Source organism: Gryllotalpicola kribbensis (genome assembly GCF_039538245.1).
Classification (GTDB): Bacteria; Actinomycetota; Actinomycetes; order Actinomycetales; family Microbacteriaceae; genus Gryllotalpicola; species Gryllotalpicola kribbensis.
Map to the genome: position 1 here is coordinate 491,339 of NZ_BAABBX010000015.1, position 17,270 is coordinate 508,608.

General features: G+C 72.0%; 17 protein-coding genes. 8 read left to right on the top strand and 9 right to left on the bottom strand.

Translation table 11 applies throughout. From position 1 onward, the window contains the following. Positions 1-78: 78 nt before the first annotated feature. Positions 79-927 (bottom strand): nitrilase-related carbon-nitrogen hydrolase, encoded by an 849-nt coding sequence (locus tag ABD716_RS11770; RefSeq protein WP_344777053.1) that lies wholly within the window; start codon positions 925-927, stop codon positions 79-81. An 84-nt stretch (positions 928-1,011) separates the two neighbouring features. On the opposite strand from ABD716_RS11770, the gene ABD716_RS11775 reads away from it, so the two are divergent. From ABD716_RS11775 to ABD716_RS11785, 3 genes are all read left to right on the top strand, one after another. Next, complete coding sequence (locus tag ABD716_RS11775; protein ID WP_344777055.1) at positions 1,012-2,340, top strand: aminotransferase-like domain-containing protein; 1,329 nt, start codon at positions 1,012-1,014, stop codon at positions 2,338-2,340. A 146-nt stretch (positions 2,341-2,486) separates the two neighbouring features. Then, positions 2,487-3,614, top strand: coding sequence for a 2-phospho-L-lactate transferase (gene cofD / locus ABD716_RS11780; RefSeq protein ID WP_344777057.1), 1,128 nt, complete (start codon positions 2,487-2,489; stop codon positions 3,612-3,614). A gap of 34 nt (positions 3,615-3,648) precedes the next feature. Further along, entirely contained in the window at positions 3,649-4,446 is a 798-nt protein-coding gene (locus ABD716_RS11785; protein WP_344777059.1) for an alpha/beta fold hydrolase, read from the top strand. Positions 4,447-4,504: 58 nt separating this feature from the next. Here ABD716_RS11785 and ABD716_RS11790 read toward each other — a convergent pair whose 3' ends face one another. After that, positions 4,505-5,671 (bottom strand): MFS transporter, encoded by a 1,167-nt coding sequence (locus ABD716_RS11790; protein ID WP_344777061.1) that lies wholly within the window; start codon positions 5,669-5,671, stop codon positions 4,505-4,507. Between the two features lie 56 nt (positions 5,672-5,727). On the opposite strand from ABD716_RS11790, the gene ABD716_RS11795 reads away from it, so the two are divergent. The 4 genes from ABD716_RS11795 (at position 5,728) to ABD716_RS11810 (ending at position 11,154) form a co-directional block, all read left to right on the top strand. Further along, positions 5,728-6,036, top strand: coding sequence for an ArsR/SmtB family transcription factor (locus ABD716_RS11795; protein WP_344777063.1), 309 nt, complete (start codon positions 5,728-5,730; stop codon positions 6,034-6,036). A gap of 133 nt (positions 6,037-6,169) precedes the next feature. Continuing rightward, positions 6,170-8,509 carry a 7,8-didemethyl-8-hydroxy-5-deazariboflavin synthase CofG gene (gene cofG / locus ABD716_RS11800; protein WP_344777065.1) on the top strand — a complete coding sequence of 780 codons (2,340 nt, stop codon included), beginning with the start codon at positions 6,170-6,172 and terminating at the stop codon, positions 8,507-8,509. Positions 8,510-8,555: 46 nt separating this feature from the next. Beyond that, complete coding sequence (locus ABD716_RS11805; RefSeq protein ID WP_344777067.1) at positions 8,556-10,277, top strand: flavin-containing monooxygenase; 1,722 nt, start codon at positions 8,556-8,558, stop codon at positions 10,275-10,277. Between the two features lie 10 nt (positions 10,278-10,287). Further along, entirely contained in the window at positions 10,288-11,154 is an 867-nt protein-coding gene (locus tag ABD716_RS11810; RefSeq protein ID WP_344777069.1) for an aldo/keto reductase, read from the top strand. Between the two features lie 81 nt (positions 11,155-11,235). Here the strand turns inward: ABD716_RS11810 and ABD716_RS11815 are convergent, their stop codons facing one another. From ABD716_RS11815 to ABD716_RS11840, 6 genes are all read right to left on the bottom strand, one after another. Then, positions 11,236-11,916 (bottom strand): GNAT family N-acetyltransferase, encoded by a 681-nt coding sequence (locus ABD716_RS11815; RefSeq protein WP_344777071.1) that lies wholly within the window; start codon positions 11,914-11,916, stop codon positions 11,236-11,238. 178 nt (positions 11,917-12,094) lie between these two features. Beyond that, positions 12,095-12,748 (bottom strand): 2-phospho-L-lactate guanylyltransferase, encoded by a 654-nt coding sequence (gene cofC, locus ABD716_RS11820; RefSeq protein WP_344777073.1) that lies wholly within the window; start codon positions 12,746-12,748, stop codon positions 12,095-12,097. Next, positions 12,745-13,506, bottom strand: coding sequence for a coenzyme F420-0:L-glutamate ligase (cofE, locus tag ABD716_RS11825; RefSeq protein ID WP_344777075.1), 762 nt, complete (start codon positions 13,504-13,506; stop codon positions 12,745-12,747). Before cofE ends, cofC begins: the two co-directional genes overlap by 4 nt. Continuing rightward, a complete protein-coding gene (locus ABD716_RS11830; RefSeq protein WP_344777267.1) occupies positions 13,503-14,495 on the bottom strand; it encodes a TIGR03557 family F420-dependent LLM class oxidoreductase in 993 nt (330 codons plus the stop codon). The genes cofE and ABD716_RS11830 overlap by 4 nt, the downstream gene beginning before the upstream one ends. Before the next feature lie 104 nt (positions 14,496-14,599). Then, positions 14,600-15,229, bottom strand: a complete 630-nt coding sequence (locus ABD716_RS11835) for an MOSC domain-containing protein (protein WP_344777077.1) — start codon at positions 15,227-15,229, stop codon at positions 14,600-14,602. Between the two features lie 168 nt (positions 15,230-15,397). Next, complete coding sequence (locus tag ABD716_RS11840) at positions 15,398-15,625, bottom strand: hypothetical protein (protein ID WP_344777079.1); 228 nt, start codon at positions 15,623-15,625, stop codon at positions 15,398-15,400. Positions 15,626-15,805: 180 nt separating this feature from the next. On the opposite strand from ABD716_RS11840, the gene ABD716_RS11845 reads away from it, so the two are divergent. Beyond that, positions 15,806-16,645 (top strand): exodeoxyribonuclease III, encoded by an 840-nt coding sequence (locus ABD716_RS11845; RefSeq protein ID WP_344777081.1) that lies wholly within the window; start codon positions 15,806-15,808, stop codon positions 16,643-16,645. A 3-nt stretch (positions 16,646-16,648) separates the two neighbouring features. On the opposite strand, the gene ABD716_RS11850 is transcribed toward ABD716_RS11845, so the two are convergent. Further along, positions 16,649-17,152, bottom strand: coding sequence for a GNAT family N-acetyltransferase (locus ABD716_RS11850; RefSeq protein ID WP_344777083.1), 504 nt, complete (start codon positions 17,150-17,152; stop codon positions 16,649-16,651). Between the last annotated feature and the right edge of the window lie 118 nt (positions 17,153-17,270).

A 17,270-nucleotide genomic window follows, 5' to 3' on the forward strand; every position in this document is an offset into this window, starting at 1 on the left:
ACCCGTTGGTCGAGTAGCAGCCGAAGGCCGCCCACCCCGTTGGTCGAGTAGCAGCCGAAGGCCGCGTATCGAGACCCGCTACGGCTTCGGGATGCTGGTGTAGGACTCGGGGCGGCGGTCGCGGTAGAACTGCCAGTCGTCGCGCACCTGCCGGATCAGGTCGAGGTCGAGGTCGCGGATCACCAGCTCTTCCGTCTCGCTCGAGGCATACCCGCCGATGACGTTGCCCCTCGGGTCGACGAACTGACTCGAGCCGTAGAAGTCGACCGCGAGTTCGCCGTATTCGTTGTCTTCGCGGCCGACCCGGTTCGGGGCGGCGACGAAGTAGCCGTTGGCGGCGGCCGCCGCGGGCTGCTCGATCTCCCACAGGCGGTTGCTGAGGCCCGGCTTCGTCGCGTTCGGGTTGAAGACGATCTGAGCGCCGTTCAGGCCGAGCTCGCGCCACCCTTCGGGGAAGTGCCGGTCGTAGCAGATGTAGACGCCGATCGGGCCGACCGCCGTCTGGAAGACCGGGTAGCCGAGGTTGCCTGGGCGGAAGTAGAACTTCTCCCAGAACTTGTCGAGGTTCGGGATGTGGTGCTTGCGGTATTTCCCGAGCACGCTGCCGTCGGCATCCACCACCACCGCCGTGTTGTAGTACACGCCCGGCATCTCGGCCTCGTAGATGGGCAGCACCATGACCAGCCCGAGCTCCGCGGCGAGCGCGGCGAAGCGCTGCACGATCGGGCCGTCTGCGGGTTCGGCGAAGTCGTAGTACTTCTTGTCCTCGGTGATGCCGAAGTACGGGCCGTAGAACAGCTCTTGGAAGCAGATCACCTGCGCGCCTTGCGCCTTCGCGTCGCGCGCGAAGTCCTCGTGCTTCCGGATCATCGACTCTGTGTCGCCTGTCCAAGTGGTCTGGGTGATCGCGGCTCGGATGACCGTCATCGAAACCTCCATGCGTCGGTTCTGGTTCTGTTATCGTTCGGCGTGAACATTTCCCGACAATTTCTTCGCGTGACGCGTCGGTAAATGTTGCCGAGGCCCGACGACACCTCCCCGCGCGGCATCGCCGCCGCGATCGCGCGGCAGATCAGCGCGGGCGAGCTCGCACCCGGCGAGCGACTGCCGACGGTGCGCGAGCTCGCCGCCGCTTACGGCGTCTCGCCCGCGACCGTCTCGCACGCGTGGCAGACCCTGCTGGGGGCCGGGCTCATCGTGGCGCGCGGCCGCGCGGGCAGCTTCGTGCGCGACCAGGGGGCGACGGATGCCTCATGGCTGCCCCGCAGCATGGCGGAGCTCGCCGGCGATGCCCCCGTCACCGCGCTCGACCTGTCGCGGGGCACGCCCGACGCGGCGCTGCTTCCCGAACTGCAGCCCGTGGTCGCGCGCATCGCCTGGCAGGCGGGCACGGGCAGCTACCAGGAACTGCCCGTGATCCCCGAGCTGCACCGGCTTCTGCGCGAGTCGTGGCCCTACCCCGTCGAGGCGCTGACGGTCATCGACGGGGCGCTCGACGGGCTGTCCCGCACCCTCGATCAGGTCGTGCGCTTCGGCGATCGCGTCGCGGTCGAGGTGCCCGGGTTCCCGCCCCTCTTCGAGATGCTCGATGCGCACGGCGTCGAGCGCGTGCCGCTCGAGGTCGACGCGAGCGGGGTGACCGCGCGCTCCCTGTTCCGGGCGCTCGCGCGCGAGGTCTCGGCCGTGGTGCTGCAGCCGCGGGCGCACAACCCGACCGGTGCGTCGCTCACGCCGCAGCGCGCCGAGGAGCTGGCCCGCATCATCGCGGGGCAGCGGCGCGGGGCATCCGTCATCGTCATCGAAGACGACCACTCGGGGCTGATCTCGACCGCGCCGCCGGTGTCGCTCGGCACCTGGCTGCCGAACCAGGTCGTGCACCTGCGCAGCTTCTCGAAGTCGCACGGGCCCGATCTGCGCATCGCGGCGCTCGGGGGGCCGAGGCCGCTCGTCGACCGCCTGGTGGCGCGGCGCCTGCTCGGCCCTGGGTGGACGTCGCGCATGCTGCAGACGGTGCTGCTCGAGCTGCTGCGCGACCCGCTGGCCGTCGCCGAGGTGGGCCGTGCGCGCGCCGTCTACGCCGAGCGGCAGGCCGCGCTGGCCGCGGCGCTCGCGGCGTCGGGCGCGGTCGCGCCGACCGGCGACGGCATCAACGTCTGGCTGCGGGTGCGCGACGAGCGGCGGGCGGTGGCGGCGCTGGGCGAGGCCGGTGTGCGGGTGGCGGCCGGGCTGCCGTTCATGGCCGATGCCCCGGGCAGCCCGGCGATCAGGGTGACCGTGGGCGCCCTGCCCGTCGAGCGGGCGGCGCACGTCGCGGCCCTGCTCGCCCCGGTCGTCACTTAAGCGGCACCCGGGGCTCCGATCGGCCGGAATATCGACGACCGGGCCGTGCCGCCGCCGAGCGGGTCGTCACGAAGTCGGCCTCTCGCGCGTCTGAGACCGTGTTCGTGACGACCGAGCAGCGGGCCCGGCGCGAATAGGCTCGAGGGATGCCTCAGAACATCGTCGTGCTCGTGGGTGGAGTCGGGGGCGCGCGGTTCACGCGCGGTCTCGTCGCGGAGCTGGAGCGCCGGCATCCCTCGCCCTCATCTCGGCCCACGGTCACCGCGATCGTCAACACGGGCGACGACTCGTGGATCGCCGGGCTGCGAGTCACCCCCGACCTCGACTCGATGATGTACACCCTCGCGGGCGTCAACGACGACGAGCGCGGCTGGGGGCTGCGCGACGAGTCGTACCGGGTGTCCGCCGAGATGAACGCCTATGGCGTCGGCTGGCCGTGGTTCACGCTCGGCGACCTGGACCTCGGCACGCACATCGCGCGCACGGCGCTGCTGCGCGAGGGAATGCCCCTGACCGACGTGGTCGCGCGGCTCGCGTCGCGCTGGAACGACGGCGCCGGCCTGCCCGTGCGGCTGCTGCCCGTGACCGACGAGCCGGTCGAGACGCACGTCGAGATCGACCTCGGGTCGGGGCCCGAGCTCGTGCACTTCGAGGAGTGGTGGGTGAAGCACCGCGCCGCCGTTCCCGCGCAGCGCTTCGTGCAGTTGGGGCTCGCGGCGGCGTCGGCCACGCGCGCCGTGCGCGACGCGCTGGCGACGGCGGATGTCGTGCTGGTGGCCCCGTCGAACCCGGTCGTGTCGGTGGGCACGGTGCTGTCGATTCCGGGGGTGCGCTCGTCGCTCGATGAGTCGTCAGCGCCGGTCGTCGGCGTCTCGCCGATCATCGGGGGCGCGGCGGTGCGCGGCTATGCGGATGCCTGCCTCGCCGCCATCGGAGTCGAGACCTCGGCTCTCGCGGTGGCGCGGCACTACGGGTCGCGTTCGCGGGCCGCCTCGGCGCAGCCGCTGGTCGACTCGGCGACCCCGCCGGTCGACTCGGCGCAGCCTCTGGTCGACTCGGCGAAGCCGGTGGTCGACTCGGCGAAGCCGAATGGAGACCCTGCCCCACGCGGCCTGCTCGACGGCTGGCTCGTCGCCGAGGAGGACGCCGACGCGGTCGAGGCGGTGGAGGCGCTCGGCATCCGCTCGCGCAGTGTCCCGCTCTGGATGAAGGACGCCGAGACGTCGGCGGCCCTCGCCGGCGCCGCGCTCGATCTGGCCGCCGAGTTGTTCTGATCGGATGTCGGTGGTCGCCCCTAGCGTTGGCGGCGTGCACATCGAGACCCGCGGCGAGGGCACGCCGCTCATCCTGATCCACGGCTTCGGCGTCGACCACCGCATCCTGCTGCCGCTCGACGCGGCGCTCGCGGCTCGCGGCGGCTGGCGGCGCATCTACGTCGACCTACCCGGCATGGGCGGGTCACCGATCGGCGACGTCGCCGGCTCCGAAGACATGGCGCGCGCCCTCGCCGACGCCGTGCGTGAGGCCGTCGGCGACGAGCCCTTCGCGGTGCTCGGCAACTCCTACGGCGGCATGATGGCGCGTCGCCTCGCCCACGACTTCGGTGAGCAGGTGCTCGGGCTGGCCACGCTCGCCGGCGTGTTCATCGCGACGCACAGCGAGCGCACGGCGCCGCCGCGCACCGTGCTCCACGAAGAGCCCGGCATCTTCGACGGCGTCGAGCCCCGTGTCGCCCAGGGGTACCGCGAGTTCGCCGTGTGGCAGTCGGCCGCCGGCCTTGAGAACTTCGTCGACACGGTCCAGCCGGGGGTCGATTCCGTCGACCAGGCCGGTCTCGAGCGCATCGCGGGGAACTACGCTTTCGATGTCGAGCCCGAAGACGCGGCATCCGCCCCCTTCTCGAAGCCGGCGGTGTTCATCACCGGCCGGCAAGACGAGGTCGTGGGCTACGTCGACGCTTGGCGGCGGCTCGATCACTACCCGCGCGCGTCGCTCCTCGTGCTCGACGCCGCAGGTCACAACATCATCGGCGAGCAGTTCGGGCTCGTCACCGCCGCGGTCGGCGAGTGGCTCGATCGCGTGCGCGCGCACGCGCTTCGCCCCTGAGCCGCCAGGCGCCGGGCGCCAGACGCCAGGCGTGGCAGAGCACCGTCTCGAGCGGGCCTCAGCGGCGGTGCGCCGCCTCGAACGCGATCAGTCCCAGCAGCGCGGCGGCGGCCGCGGCCAGCAGCGTGACCGGAACGCCGGCGCTCAGCGTCGCAGCGCCGAGGACCGGCGCGAGAGCGATGCCCACGTACATCCCCGTCGAGTACCACGACAGCGAGATGCCGGCGCGCTCGGGGTCGATCGCCGCGAGCCGCGACTGCACGGGCACGATCGCGGCGTAGGCGCCGACGCCCCAGAGCGCGAACAGCACCGCGGTCGCCGCGAAGCCGCCGCGTAGGGCGATCAGGGCGACGAAGGCCACCGCCTCGAGCGCCAGTGCCACGAGCGCCGTCAGCCGCCCGCCGATGCCGTCGGTGAGGCGCCCGCCGAGCCAGTTGCCGACGATGCCGAACGCTCCGTAGACGAGCAGCAGTGCGGCCAGGGCGCTCTCGTTGCCCCCGGTCGCTGGGGCCACGATGTCGCTGCTGAAGATGTAGACGACGTTGAAGGCGACCACCATCAGCAGGGTGGTCAGCAGCGCGAGCAGGATGCCGGGGTGGGCGAGCACCGAGAACCGCGCCGCGAACGGCACGGCACGGCCGAGCGGCAGCCCGCGCGTCTCGACCGCCACGGCGACGGCGATCACCGCGGCGAGCGCGCCGATGACCGAGAGCGCGAGGCGCCACCCGCCGAGGTCGGCGAGGAAGGTGCCGAATGGCGCGCCGACGGCCGAGGCGAGAGAGAAGCCCAGCCCCGTCGCGGCGAGAGCGCGCCCGCGCCGCTCGGGGGCGACGAGGGTCGGGGCGGCGGCCGTCGCGGTGGGCACGAGCGCCGCACCTCCGATGGCCGCGACGATGCGCCCCGCGGTGAAGAGCCCGATGCCGGCGGCCGCGGCCGCGAGGAAGGTGCCGACAGCGATGAGGGCGAGGCCCAGCGCCATGAGCGTGGCACGCGGCATCCGCGCCAGCAGGGTCGACACGGCGGGCGAGCCGACCGCGACCACGATGCTGTACCAGGTGATCGAGTAGCCGACCGCAGCCGTGGTCGTGTGCAGCGACGCCGCGATCGCCGGCAGCACGCCGGCGATGACGAACGCATTGGTCCCCACGACGAACAGGCCTGCCGCGAGGATTCCCAGCTTCAGCCCGACGTTGCGAGTAGCGTTGGATTGTTCGATAACCGTCACACAATAGAGAGTACGCAATAGTTCGATGATTGTCGAACTATTGCGTGAGCGACCGGATGCCTGACTACCCCGCCCCCGACATGAAGGACGTCGAGCTCGTCGACGTGATGAAAGCGCTCGCCGACCCGGTGCGGCTGCACATCGTGCGCGTTCTGGCCGACGGCGAGCCCCGGTCGAAGACCCTCGACAACTGGGACGTCGACGTCACGAAGTCGACGATGGCGCATCACTTCCGCACGCTGCGCGAGGCCGGCCTCACCCTCACTCTGATCGACGGCAGGCGACACGAGATCCAGCTGCGCCGCGCCGAGCTCGACGCGAAGTTCCCGGGGCTCATCGCCGCGGTGACCGCGGAATCCGACTGAGCGGCGCGCACACCCGGGGTTAGGCTGAGGGCATCGGCAGCGGCCTGGATTTGGGCTGGTCGGGGTCACGCATCTGGCTTTGATGGGCGGTGGCACCGGCATCCGTCTTCGCTCCCCTATGTCCAGGTGATCTATGGCTGTCCCTCTGATGCTGCGCACGCCCGCTGCGCCCTACGTCCGCCCCGCCGAGCTCGATGGCGCCCTCGATCGGCTCGAGGCCGCGCGCGAACCGTGGGCGACGCTGTCGCACGCGGATGCCACGACGCTGCTCGCCGCGCGTGACGACGACCTCGACCGGCTGCTCGCGGTAGCCGGCCGGATTCGCGACGACGGCCTGGCGGCGGCCGGCCGCCCCGGGGTGATCACCTACTCGCGCAAGGTGTTCATTCCGCTGACGCACCTGTGCCAGGACCGCTGCCACTACTGCATCTTCGTGCAGACCCCGGGCAAGCTCGCGAAGGCCGGCATCTCTCCCTACATGGAGCCCGAGGACGTGCTCGAGGTGGCGCGCCAGGGCGCCGCGCTCGGCTGCAAGGAGGCGCTGCTCACTCTCGGCGACCGGCCCGAGAACCGCTGGCCGATCGCCCGGCAGTGGCTCGACGAGCACGGCTACGCGTCGACCCTCGACTACGTCGCCGCGATGGGCGAGCTGATCCTGCGCGAGACCGGGCTGCTGCCGCACCTCAACCCCGGCGTCATGTCGTGGGCCGAGCTGCAGCGGCTGAAGCCCGTCGGCCCCTCGATGGGCATGATGCTCGAGACGACGTCGACCCGCATCTGGGAGACGCCCGGCGAGGCGCACTTCGGGTCGCCAGACAAGGACCCCGCCGTGCGCCTGCGGGTGATCGACGACGCGGGCCGCTCGCGCATCCCGTTCACGACCGGCGTGCTGCTCGGCATCGGCGAGAGCGCCGAGGAGCGCATCGACGCCGTGCTCGCCCTGCGCGCCGCGCACGAGAAGCACGGCCACATCCAGGAAGTGATCGTGCAGAACTTCCGCGCCAAGAACGCCACCGCGATGATGGGCGCCGTCGATCTCGAGACGCAGGAGTACGCGGCGGCCGTCGCCGTGACCCGCGTGCTGCTCGGCCCCGGCATGCGCGTGCAGGCGCCGCCGAATCTGACGGATGCCGGCGAGCTCGCCCTGCTCGTCCGCGCCGGCATCGACGACTGGGGTGGTGTCTCGCCGCTCACGCCCGATCACGTGAACCCCGAGCGCCCCTGGCCGCAGATCGAGGAGCTCGCGCGCCTCACCGCCGAGGGCGGCTACACCCTGCGCGAGCGGCTCACCGCGCACCCGCACTACCTGCGCGAGGCGCGGGGTACGGCTGCGGCGGGCCCGACCGCGGCTGCCGAGCCGGGCCGCGGCGCCGACTGGTTCGACGACCGGCTGCTGCCCCGGCTCCTCGAACTCGCCGACGGCTACGGCCTCGCGAAGCACGACGCCTACCTCGAGTCGGTGCTGAAGCGCGCGGAATCCGACCCGGCCGGGCTCACCGACGCCGAGTACGTCGCCCTGCTACACGCCGACGGCGACGACCTCGAGGCGCTCGCCGAGCTCGCCGACCGGGTGCGCCGCGACCGTGTCGGCGACACGGTCACCTACGCCGTCAACCGGAACATCGACTCGTCGCTCGGCCTGCCGCTCGACGAGATCGCCGCACTCGCCGACGAGGCCGTCTCGCTCGGCGCCACCGAGATCTGCATGCAGGGCATGCCGCCGCGCGAGCTCGGCCCCGACGGCTACCTCGAGCTGGCCCGCACCATCGCGCGCGCGCAGCCGCAGCTGCACCTGCACGCCTTCCGGCCCGCCGAGGTGATCGACGGCGCCGCCCGGGCAGGGCTCGCTCTCGCCGACTGGCTCGCGCAGCTGCGCGGGGCCGGAGTCGACACGGTGCCCGGCACCGGCGCCCGGATCCTTGACGATCGCATACGCGGAATCCTCACCGGAGGGACCGACATTCCGGCATCCGCCTGGATCGAGGCTGTGGAGAACGCGCACCGCGCCGGCCTGCGCTCGACCGCCACCATGGTCTACGGCCACGTCGACACCCCCGCGGACCAGGTCGCCCACCTGCACGCGCTCGCCGCCCTGCAGGACCGCACCGGCGGCTTCACCGAGTTCATCGCGATGCCGTGGGTGCCCGCCGAATCGCCCGTCGAGGTGCCCGGCGCGCGCCCCGGGCCGACCCTGCGCGAGTCCCGCGCCGTGCACGCCGTCGCGCGGCTCATGCTCGCGGGGCGCATCGACCACATCCAGGCCGCGTGGACGAAGCTCGGCCTCCGCGGCGCCCAGCGGGTGCTCGCGGGCGGCGCCGACGACCTGGGCGGCGTGCTGCTCGACGGCACCCTCGACCCGAGCGCCGGGCCCGAGCAGGGGCGGCAGCTCACGGTCGCCGATGTCACGAAGCTCGCGGGCGAGCTCGGCCGGCCGGTCAGACAGCGCACGACCACCTACGGCGAGGTGTCGTGACGGTGCCCGCTGGTCGACTCGCGCGCAGCGCGAATGGAGATCGTGCGTGACTCGGTCTCCATTAGCCTTCGGCGAGTCGACCCGCGAAGCGTGGCTCGACGTCGCCGTCGTCGGCGCCGGCATCGCGGGCATCGGCATGGGCGCGCAGCTGAAGCGGTCGGGCCGCGACGACTTCCTGATCTTCGAGCGTGCCACCGAGCTCGGCGGCACCTGGCGCGACAACACCTACCCGGGCGTCGCGTGCGACATCCCCAGCCAGCTGTACTCGTACTCGTTCCGCCCCAAGGCGCACTGGTCACGCCGCTTCGCCCCCGGCGCCGAGATCCTCGACTATCTGCGCGACACGGCCCGCGCCGAGGGACTCGAGCCGCACCTGCGGCTGGGCGAGCCGCTCACGAGCGCGCGATGGGATGACGAGAGCGGATGCTGGCGCCTGACGACTCCGCGCGGGGAGTACTGCGCTCGCGCGCTGGTCATGGCCGCGGGGCGCCTGAGCGAGCCCAAGCTGCCGGCGATCGCGGGCCTCGACACGTTCGCGGGCCGCGCATTCCACTCCGCCCGCTGGGACGACGCACCTCTCGAGGGCGCCCGCGTCGGCGTCGTCGGCACGGGGGCGAGCGCGGTGCAGCTGCTGCCCGAGGTCGCGCGGCGCGCGGCATCCGTCACGGTGTTCCAGCGCAGCGCGGCGTGGGTGCTGCCCCGGGGCGACCGGGCCTTCGCGCCGGGCGACCCGCAGCCCGACCGCGCCGAGCTCGCCGCCGAGGCCGAGCGGCTCTTCGACGCGCGCATCGCCGGGTCCACGGCGCTCGAGGCCCTGCGCGGCAGAGCGCTCGCGCACCTGCGCGCCCAGGTCGCCGACACCGGGCTGCGCGCTGCCCTCACCCCCGACTACGAGCTCGGCTGCAAGCGTGCGGTGTTCAGCGACGATTACTACCCGGCCCTGCAGCGGCCGAACGTCGTGCTCGAGGCCAGTGCCCTCGAGCGGGTCGACGGGAGCATCGCGGTCGCGGCATCCGGCGCCCGCTACGACCTCGACGTGCTCATCTTCGCGACCGGGTTCGAGACCACGCGGCCGCCCTTCGCGCGCCTCGTCGCCGGCCGCGGCGGCGAGAGCCTCGCGGCGCACTGGAGCGCGGGCATGACGAGCCACGCGTCGACCGTGGTGAGCGGATTCCCCAACCTGTTCGTCCTCGACGGGCCGAACGCCGCCCTGGGGCACCACTCGGCCTTCGAGATCATCGAGGCGCAGCTCGGCTATGTGCTCGGCGCGCTCGACCACCTCGACGCGCGCCGCGCCGATGGCGACTCGGCCCCGCTCGAGGTCGGCGCCGCGGCCGAGGCCGCGTACTCGGCCGAGATCGATCGACTCGCGGCCGGCACGGTGTGGCTGCGGGGCGGATGCTCGAGCTGGTACCGCGACGAGGCATCCGGCCGCCTCACGCTGCTGTGGCCCGCCCGCGTCTCGGAGTTCCGCGAGCGCTACGGCGTCTTCGACCCGGCGCCGTTCGCGCAGGTGTCAGAGCAGCGCGACCGCCGAGGCGCCGCCCACGACCCCGCTCGAGAGGTGGTAGCCCGGCACCAGGGTCACCCCCACGATCAGGGCCGCGCACACGACGAGCCCGATGATCATCCAGACGGCAAGCCAGTTCACACCGCGATCCATGTGCCCACGCTAGTTGCCGCACGAGACAGCCGCACGACACTCCCGAAAGACGGTCGCGGAATGGCGGCGGCCGTTCTGGGGATTGAAGTGGACAGACCCGATTGAGGAGATCTGAATGACTGACACAGAACTGACCGCTGCGGCATCCGGCACGTTCACCATCGGCGGCGACCTCACCGTCAACCGCCTCGGCTTCGGCTCGATGCAGCTGCCCGGGCCGGGCGTGTGGGGCGAGTCCCGCGACCCCGAGGGCGCCGTGCGTGTGCTGCAGCGCACCGTCGAGCTCGGCGTGAACTTCATCGACACGGCCGACTCCTACGGACCGGTCGTCGCCGAGCAGCTGATCAAGAAGGCGCTGCACCCCTATCGCGACGACCTGGTCATCGCGACCAAGGCCGGCCTCACGCGGCAGGGCCCGAACATCTGGACGCCCGTCGGCCGCCCCGCCTACCTGCGCCAGCAGGCCGAGCTCAGCTTGCGCAACCTCGGGCTCGACACGATCGACCTGTTCCAGCTGCACCGCATCGACCCCGAGGTGCCCCTCGAGGACCAGGTCGGCGAGCTCGCGGCGCTGCAGAGCGAGGGCAAGATCCGCCACATCGGGCTCTCCGAGGTGTCGGTCGCCGAGGTCGAGGCCGCCCGGAAGGTCGCCGACATCGTGACGGTGCAGAACCTCTACAACGTGACGAACCGCCAGTCAGAGGAGCTGCTCGACTGGTCGGCCGAGCACGGCGTCGGCTTCATCCCGTGGTTCCCCCTCGCGACCGGGAAGCTCTCGCAGCCCGGCGGCCCGCTGGCGGCGATCGCCGACAAGACCGGCGCGAGCCCGTCGCAGCTCGCGCTGGCGTGGCTGCTGAAGCGCTCGCCCGTGATGCTGCCGATCCCCGGCACGTCGAGCGTGGATCACCTCGAGGACAACATCGCCGGGGCATCCGTCACCCTGTCCGACGAGGACTTCGAGGCGATCTCGGCCGCCGTCTAGAGCAGGGCGGTCAGACACGCGAAAGCGGTCGCCACTTCACGCGGCATCGATCGAGCGGATGCCTCAGCAGGTGGCGACCGCTTAGTCGTGCGGCTGCTCGAGCTGCGCGCGGAAGCGCTCGACCCCCTCGAGCTCGACGGGCGCGCCGAGCAGCTCGACGTGACGGTCTCGCACCTCGAGCCACCGCTCGCGCGACATCCGGTAGCGGTTCACGGTGCCCGCCGCGCCCTCGCGCGCAACACGCGCGATGCCGTCGAATTCGTAGCCGACCTTCCGCGACACGGCGTTCGAGCGGACGTTGTCGTCGAAGGCGCCGGAGGTCACGTGGTCGGCGCCGAGGCCCTCGAAGAGCAAGTGCAGCATGAGTGCCCGCATGCGGCTGCCGATGCCGTGACCCTGGTACTCGAGCCCGAGCCACGAACCGGTCTCGACCTCGCGCAGCACGGGCCAGTCCGACCCGCTTGCGCCCTGGGACCCGACAACGACGCCCTTTGAGAGGACGGCGAACTCGAGCGTGAGCTTCTGCCCAACGTTCTGGCGCACCGCCCACTGGTAGGTGAGCACGCTACGCGCGACCTGCTCAGCGGTGCCGCGCGTCCAGGGCGTGTAGAACGGCATCGTCGCGGGGTCGTGCACGCCGCGCCCGGCCAGCTCGGCGAGTTGCACGAGAAGGTCGTCGTCGATCCAGCGCAGCTCGAGGTCGCCGGCGCGTGCGCGCACCCCGGCGGCGGGCCACAGTTCGGTCAGTGCATCGGATGCCATCGCCCCATCGTGGCAGGACTCTTCGCGGACACTTGGACGACGGAACCATTTCTGCGCGTGAGAGCACCGTTGGTGCTCGCCCGGCCCCAATGTCGCCCGCGCAGAGACATTGGTTCTCTCGTGCGAAAAAACGGTGCTCTCGTTCAAGTGCTCCGGGCAGGACGCGCCGCCCGAAACCTCAGCGCGCCGATTCGGGAACCACTGCCGCGAGCACCGCCGCCGTGAAGCGCCCCGGCCGCGCGATGCGGTCGACGTCGTCCGGGGCGTCGACGTCGCGGCGCAGGCCCGATTCCGCCGCTACCTCGAGCCGCACGAAGCCCCCCGCCGCGTGCGCCGCCGCCGACCCCGCGCCGAACCGCGGCTGCGCCGTCTCGCCCGGGGCCAGCGTGATCATCGAGGTGCCGGTTCCCGCGGCATCCGTCACATATGACAGCGGATGCCCCGCCGCGAGCGCCAGCGTCGCCGAGAGCTCGGCCGCCGTGAGCTCGGGCAGATCGCCGAGCAGCACGGCGACGTGCGCGGCGCCGTCGTGAGCTCGCGCGACGCGGATGCCGTGCGCGATCGCCCCGTTCAGCCCGTGCCGGGGGTCAGGGGTGACGTCGACCGGCGCGGCGTCGGGGTGCGCGGGGTCGCTCGGGAAGAGAGTCGCGAGCCCCGGTTCACTCGACACCAGCGTCACGCCGCTCACCCCGGGGGCCGCCCGGGCCGCTGCGACGACGTCCTGCAGGAAGGCGAGCGCGAGCGCATGACGCGCCAGGTCGTCGAAGCGCGCCGCGAGACGCGACTTCGAGTTCGGGGCGCCCTTGAACGGGACGACGACGCGCCAGCTCACGGCAGCGGCTCGCCGGCCACACCCAGGCGGTACGCCTCGTCGGTGCCGAGGCGGAACATGTCGGTCGGGCCGGTGCGCGGCAGCGTGCGCGCGCCGGGCACATCGACCTCGTCGGTCACGAGGCGCCCCATGCCGCGCACGACCGCGACCGGGCGGCCGGATGCCTTGCCCTTCACCAGATCGCCGAGGCCGGCCAGCTCATCGGCCACGACGGGCACGGTCACGGCGAGCGGGCGCCCCTGCTGGTCGGCCTGGCCGCGCAGATCGTCGACGACCAGCACCCCGGCCGCGCCGATCGCGATGTCGGTCTGCCCGATGCGCCACGCACGCCCGAGGGTGTCCGAGACGATGATTCCGAGCCGCACCCCGAACCGCTCGCGCAGCGCTGCCGCGAGCGCGCGTGCCGAGGCATCCGGGTCGACGGGCAGCAGCAGCACGGTGCCCTCGGCCGTGTTCGAGGCGTCGACGCCAGCCGCAGCGCCGACGATGCCGAGACGATTCTCGACGATGCGCGTCACCCCGCCCTCGTACGCGCGCGTCGCGACCACGCGCACCGTCTCGGCGGTGATCGCGTCTTCCCGGTCGGATGCCTCGACGATGCGCCCCTCGGCTTTCGAGAGGATCTTGCTCGTCACGACGAGGATGTCGCCGTCCAGGCATCCGTTCTCATCGTTCGCGAGCGCGTCGCCGATCAGCTGCACGAGATCGGCGCCCGGCGAGATCTCGGGGATGCCGTCAAGGGCCCAGGCAGAAATCATCTCGTCACCTTCGGAAGGACGTCGCGGCCGAACACGTCGACCCATTCGCGCTGGTTGCGGCCGACGTTGTGCAGGTAGATGCGGTCGAAGCCGAGGTCGGCGTACCGCTGGATCGCCGCGCGGTGCACCTCGGGGTCTGACGAGATCAGCAGACGGCCCTCGAAGTCCTCGGGCCGCACCATCTTGGCGAGCTGCTCGAACTCCCACGGGCTGCGCAGGTCGGCCTTCGGGAAGTGCATGCCGCCGTTCGGCCACTCGGTGAGGGCGTTGTGCACGGCCTCCTCGTCGGTCGGCGCCCACGACAGGTGCAGCTGCAGGACCTTCGTCGCGGTCTCGGGGCTGCGCCCCGACTCGCGCCGCCCCTCGGCGAACCGCTCGAGCAGCGACCCGAGCTTGTCGACGGGCGCGCCGGTCGTGACGAGCCCGTCGGCCGTCTTGCCCGCGCGCCGCGCCGTGACCGGCCCGCCCGCTGCGATCAGGATCTCCGGCGCCGCCTCGGGCATCGACCACAGCCGGGTCGACTCGAGCTTGAAGTAGCGCCCGTCATGTTTCACATCTCGGTGGCGGATGCCCGACGCGAACAGCTTCTGGATCACCTCGACCGCCTCGAACATGCGGTTGATGCGCTCGGGGGCCTCCGGCCAGTACTGTCCGACGATGTGCTCGCTGAGCGCCTCGCCTGCGCCGATTCCGAGCCAGTGCCGGCCCGGATACATGAGGCCCAGGGTGGCACTCGCCTGGGCGACGAGTGCGGGGTGCTGCCGGAAGGTCGGCGCCGTGACCCCGGGGCCGAAGTCGCCGGTCGTGCGCTCGGCGATCGCCGTCAGCACGTTCCAGACGAACGACGAGCTGCCCTGCTGCGGAACCCATGGCTGGAAGTGGTCGGACGCGGTCGTGCCCGAGAAGCCGTGCTGCTCGGCGTACGCGGCGAGCGCGACCGCTTCCGCCGGGCCGAACTGCTCGAGCGCGGCGCTGAACCCGATCGTCAGGCCGCCCGCCGGTCGACTCGGCGCACCTTCACCCGCCGGTCGACTCGGCGCACCTTCACCCGCTGGTCGACTCGGCGCAGCCGAATGGAGACCGTCCGCGTCGCTCACGGGACCAGCGCCGCGATCTCGGGGTGCAGCGTCTCGACGGGCTGATGCTGCGCGAGGATGCGCGCGAAGTCGACCGCCTCGCCGCGGCGCCCGGTGGCGAAGAACCGGCTCACGGTGATGCCGTGGCCCGGGGCATGAACGACCTCGATCTCATCGCCCGCGGCGATCGGCCCGCGCTCGACGACGCGGAAGTACGCGCCGGTCAGGTTCGCCTGCGTGAAGCGCTTCACCCACTGCGACTCGCCCATACGCCGCTGGAACGTCGCGCACGGTGTGCGCGGCGAGGTCACCTCGAGGATCAGCTTCTCGCCGATGCGCCAGCGCTCGCCGATCTCGGCGTGCGACACCGCGAGGCCCGAGGTGCGCAGGTTCTCACCGAACAGGCCCGGCGGGATGTCCCGCCCGAGCTCGCCCGCCCACCAGTCTGCTTCCTCCTGCGCATAGGCGTACACCGCCTGGAAGAGCCCGCCGTGGTTCTTGCGGTCGGCCTGCACATCGCCGTAGACGCCGTAGGCCTTGACGTCAAACCGCCCGTCGACCGGCTGCTTGTCGATGGCCGTGACGCCGACGGAGCCCGGGTCCGGCAGCAGCTTCTCGACGCGGCAGAGCGCAAGCAGAGAGGGCATACAGCCATTCTCACCTGCCCGCCGCCGGGTTTTGTGGCCCCGCCCGACGTTTGCGCCCGACCGCGAAGGCGCGAATGTCGGCGCGGGACGCAAAACCGGCCTGCCCGCGCGGCGCGGCGGCGCGGCACGGCGCGGCCGGCGCGGCACGGCACGGCGCGCCGCCGCTGGCTACGGCGCGTGCGTCACGGGCGGGTTCGGCACCAGGGTCACGCCCGGGTCATAGAGGCCGCCCGGCCCCGTGGAGTAACTCGGCGTCGGCACCAGCTGCGGAAGCCGCTCAGGGGCGAAATGCAGATACACCAGCCCGGCGACGGCGACGAGGGCCAGGCATCCGATCAGCAATGTCAGCCAATAGGCGAACCCGCGCCCGCGCGAACGTCTGTGTCCCCCCGACATGCGCGTCAGTCTTGCACGGTCTCCATTCGGCTTCGCCGAGTCGACCGACGCAAGACCGGCCGCCGAGTCGACCGACGCAAGACAGGCCGCCGAGTCGACCGACGTGAGATAGGCCGCCGAGTCGACCGGCGCAAGACGAGCCGCCGGCTCGACCCGCGCACGCGCCAATAGGCTGAGGGCATGCGCGTCGCGACCTGGAACGTCAACTCGATCCGCACCCGCTACGGCCGCGTCATCGACTGGCTGCTGCGCGAGGACGTCGACGTGCTCGCCATGCAAGAGATCAAGTGCAAGCCCGAGCAGTTCCCGACGGCGGCGTTCGAAGAGGCGGGCTACGAGCTCGCGATCCACGGCCTGAACCAGTGGAACGGCGTCGCGTTCGCCTCGCGCCTTCCGCTTGAGGACGTCGAGATCGGATTCCCCGGCCAGCCCGGCTTCCTCAAGGGCGCCGACGGCCCCGACCTGCCGCAGGAGGCACGCGCGCTCGGAGCCACCGTCGCAGGCATCCGCCTCTGGTCGCTCTACGTGCCGAACGGACGCGCGCTCGGCGACCCGCATCTGGCCTACAAGCTCGACTGGCTGCGCGTGCTCGCCGACGACACCCGGCAGTGGCTCGCCGACGACCCGACGCTGCCGCTCGCGCTGATGGGCGACTGGAACGTCGCGCCGCTCGACTCCGATGTCGGCGACCCGTCGTTCGTGCAGGGCGTCTCGACGCACATCTCACCGCCAGAGCGAGCCGCGTTCGCCGAGTTCGAGCGCGCCGGGCTCACCGACGTGGTGCGCCCGCGCGTGCCCACCGGCTACACGTTCTGGGATTACAAGCAGCTGCGCTTCCCGCGCAACGAGGGGCTGCGCATCGACTTCATCATGGGGTCGCAGGGCTTCGCCGAGCTGGTGACGGATGCCTCGATCCACCGCGATGAGCGCAAGGGTGAGGCGCCGTCCGATCACGTGCCGGTCGTCGTCGACCTCGCGGTCGAGACGGAAGAGGACTACGACCGCCCGATGGTCTTCTAGCGCTCAGAGCCGCTTCACCATGTTGATCTCGAGCCGGGTGCGGTCGAGCGGGTACGGCATCGTGTGGCCGGTCTCGACGAAGCCGCGCGAGGCGTAGTAGCGCCGGGCCCGGTCGTTGTCCTCGTGCACGTCGAGCTGCAGCCGGTCGGCGAAGCCGCGCGCCCAGTCCTCGATCGCCTCGAGCAACAGGTCGGTCACCCCGCGCCGCTTCCCGCGGTAGCGGGGCGAGATATAGACGCCGACGAGGAACGGTGCGCCGCCGCCGTGGTCGAGCGCGCCGCCCATCATGCCGACGAACTCGCCGGTGGAGTCGTCGACCGCGACCACGAACAGCCGATTCCTCTCTTCACCGCGGCCCGCGTAGGCGCGCCACTCGGCCTCGGTCTGCGCGCGGGCGTGCTCGTAGGTCTGCGTGAACGCCATCGGAGTGTCCTGCAGCGCCTCGAGGCGCAGCCGCCGCATCGCCTGCCAGTCGTCGCGGGTGGTGCGTCGCACGGTGATGGCCATGCACTCATCTTGCCGGGGTGCGCTGGTGCAGGCATCCGCTCGCCCCCGCGCGCTGTGATCGCTTGCGCCACTGGCTTCCGCTCTGCGCGCCTCGGATCCGAGTAGCGCACGGCGGATC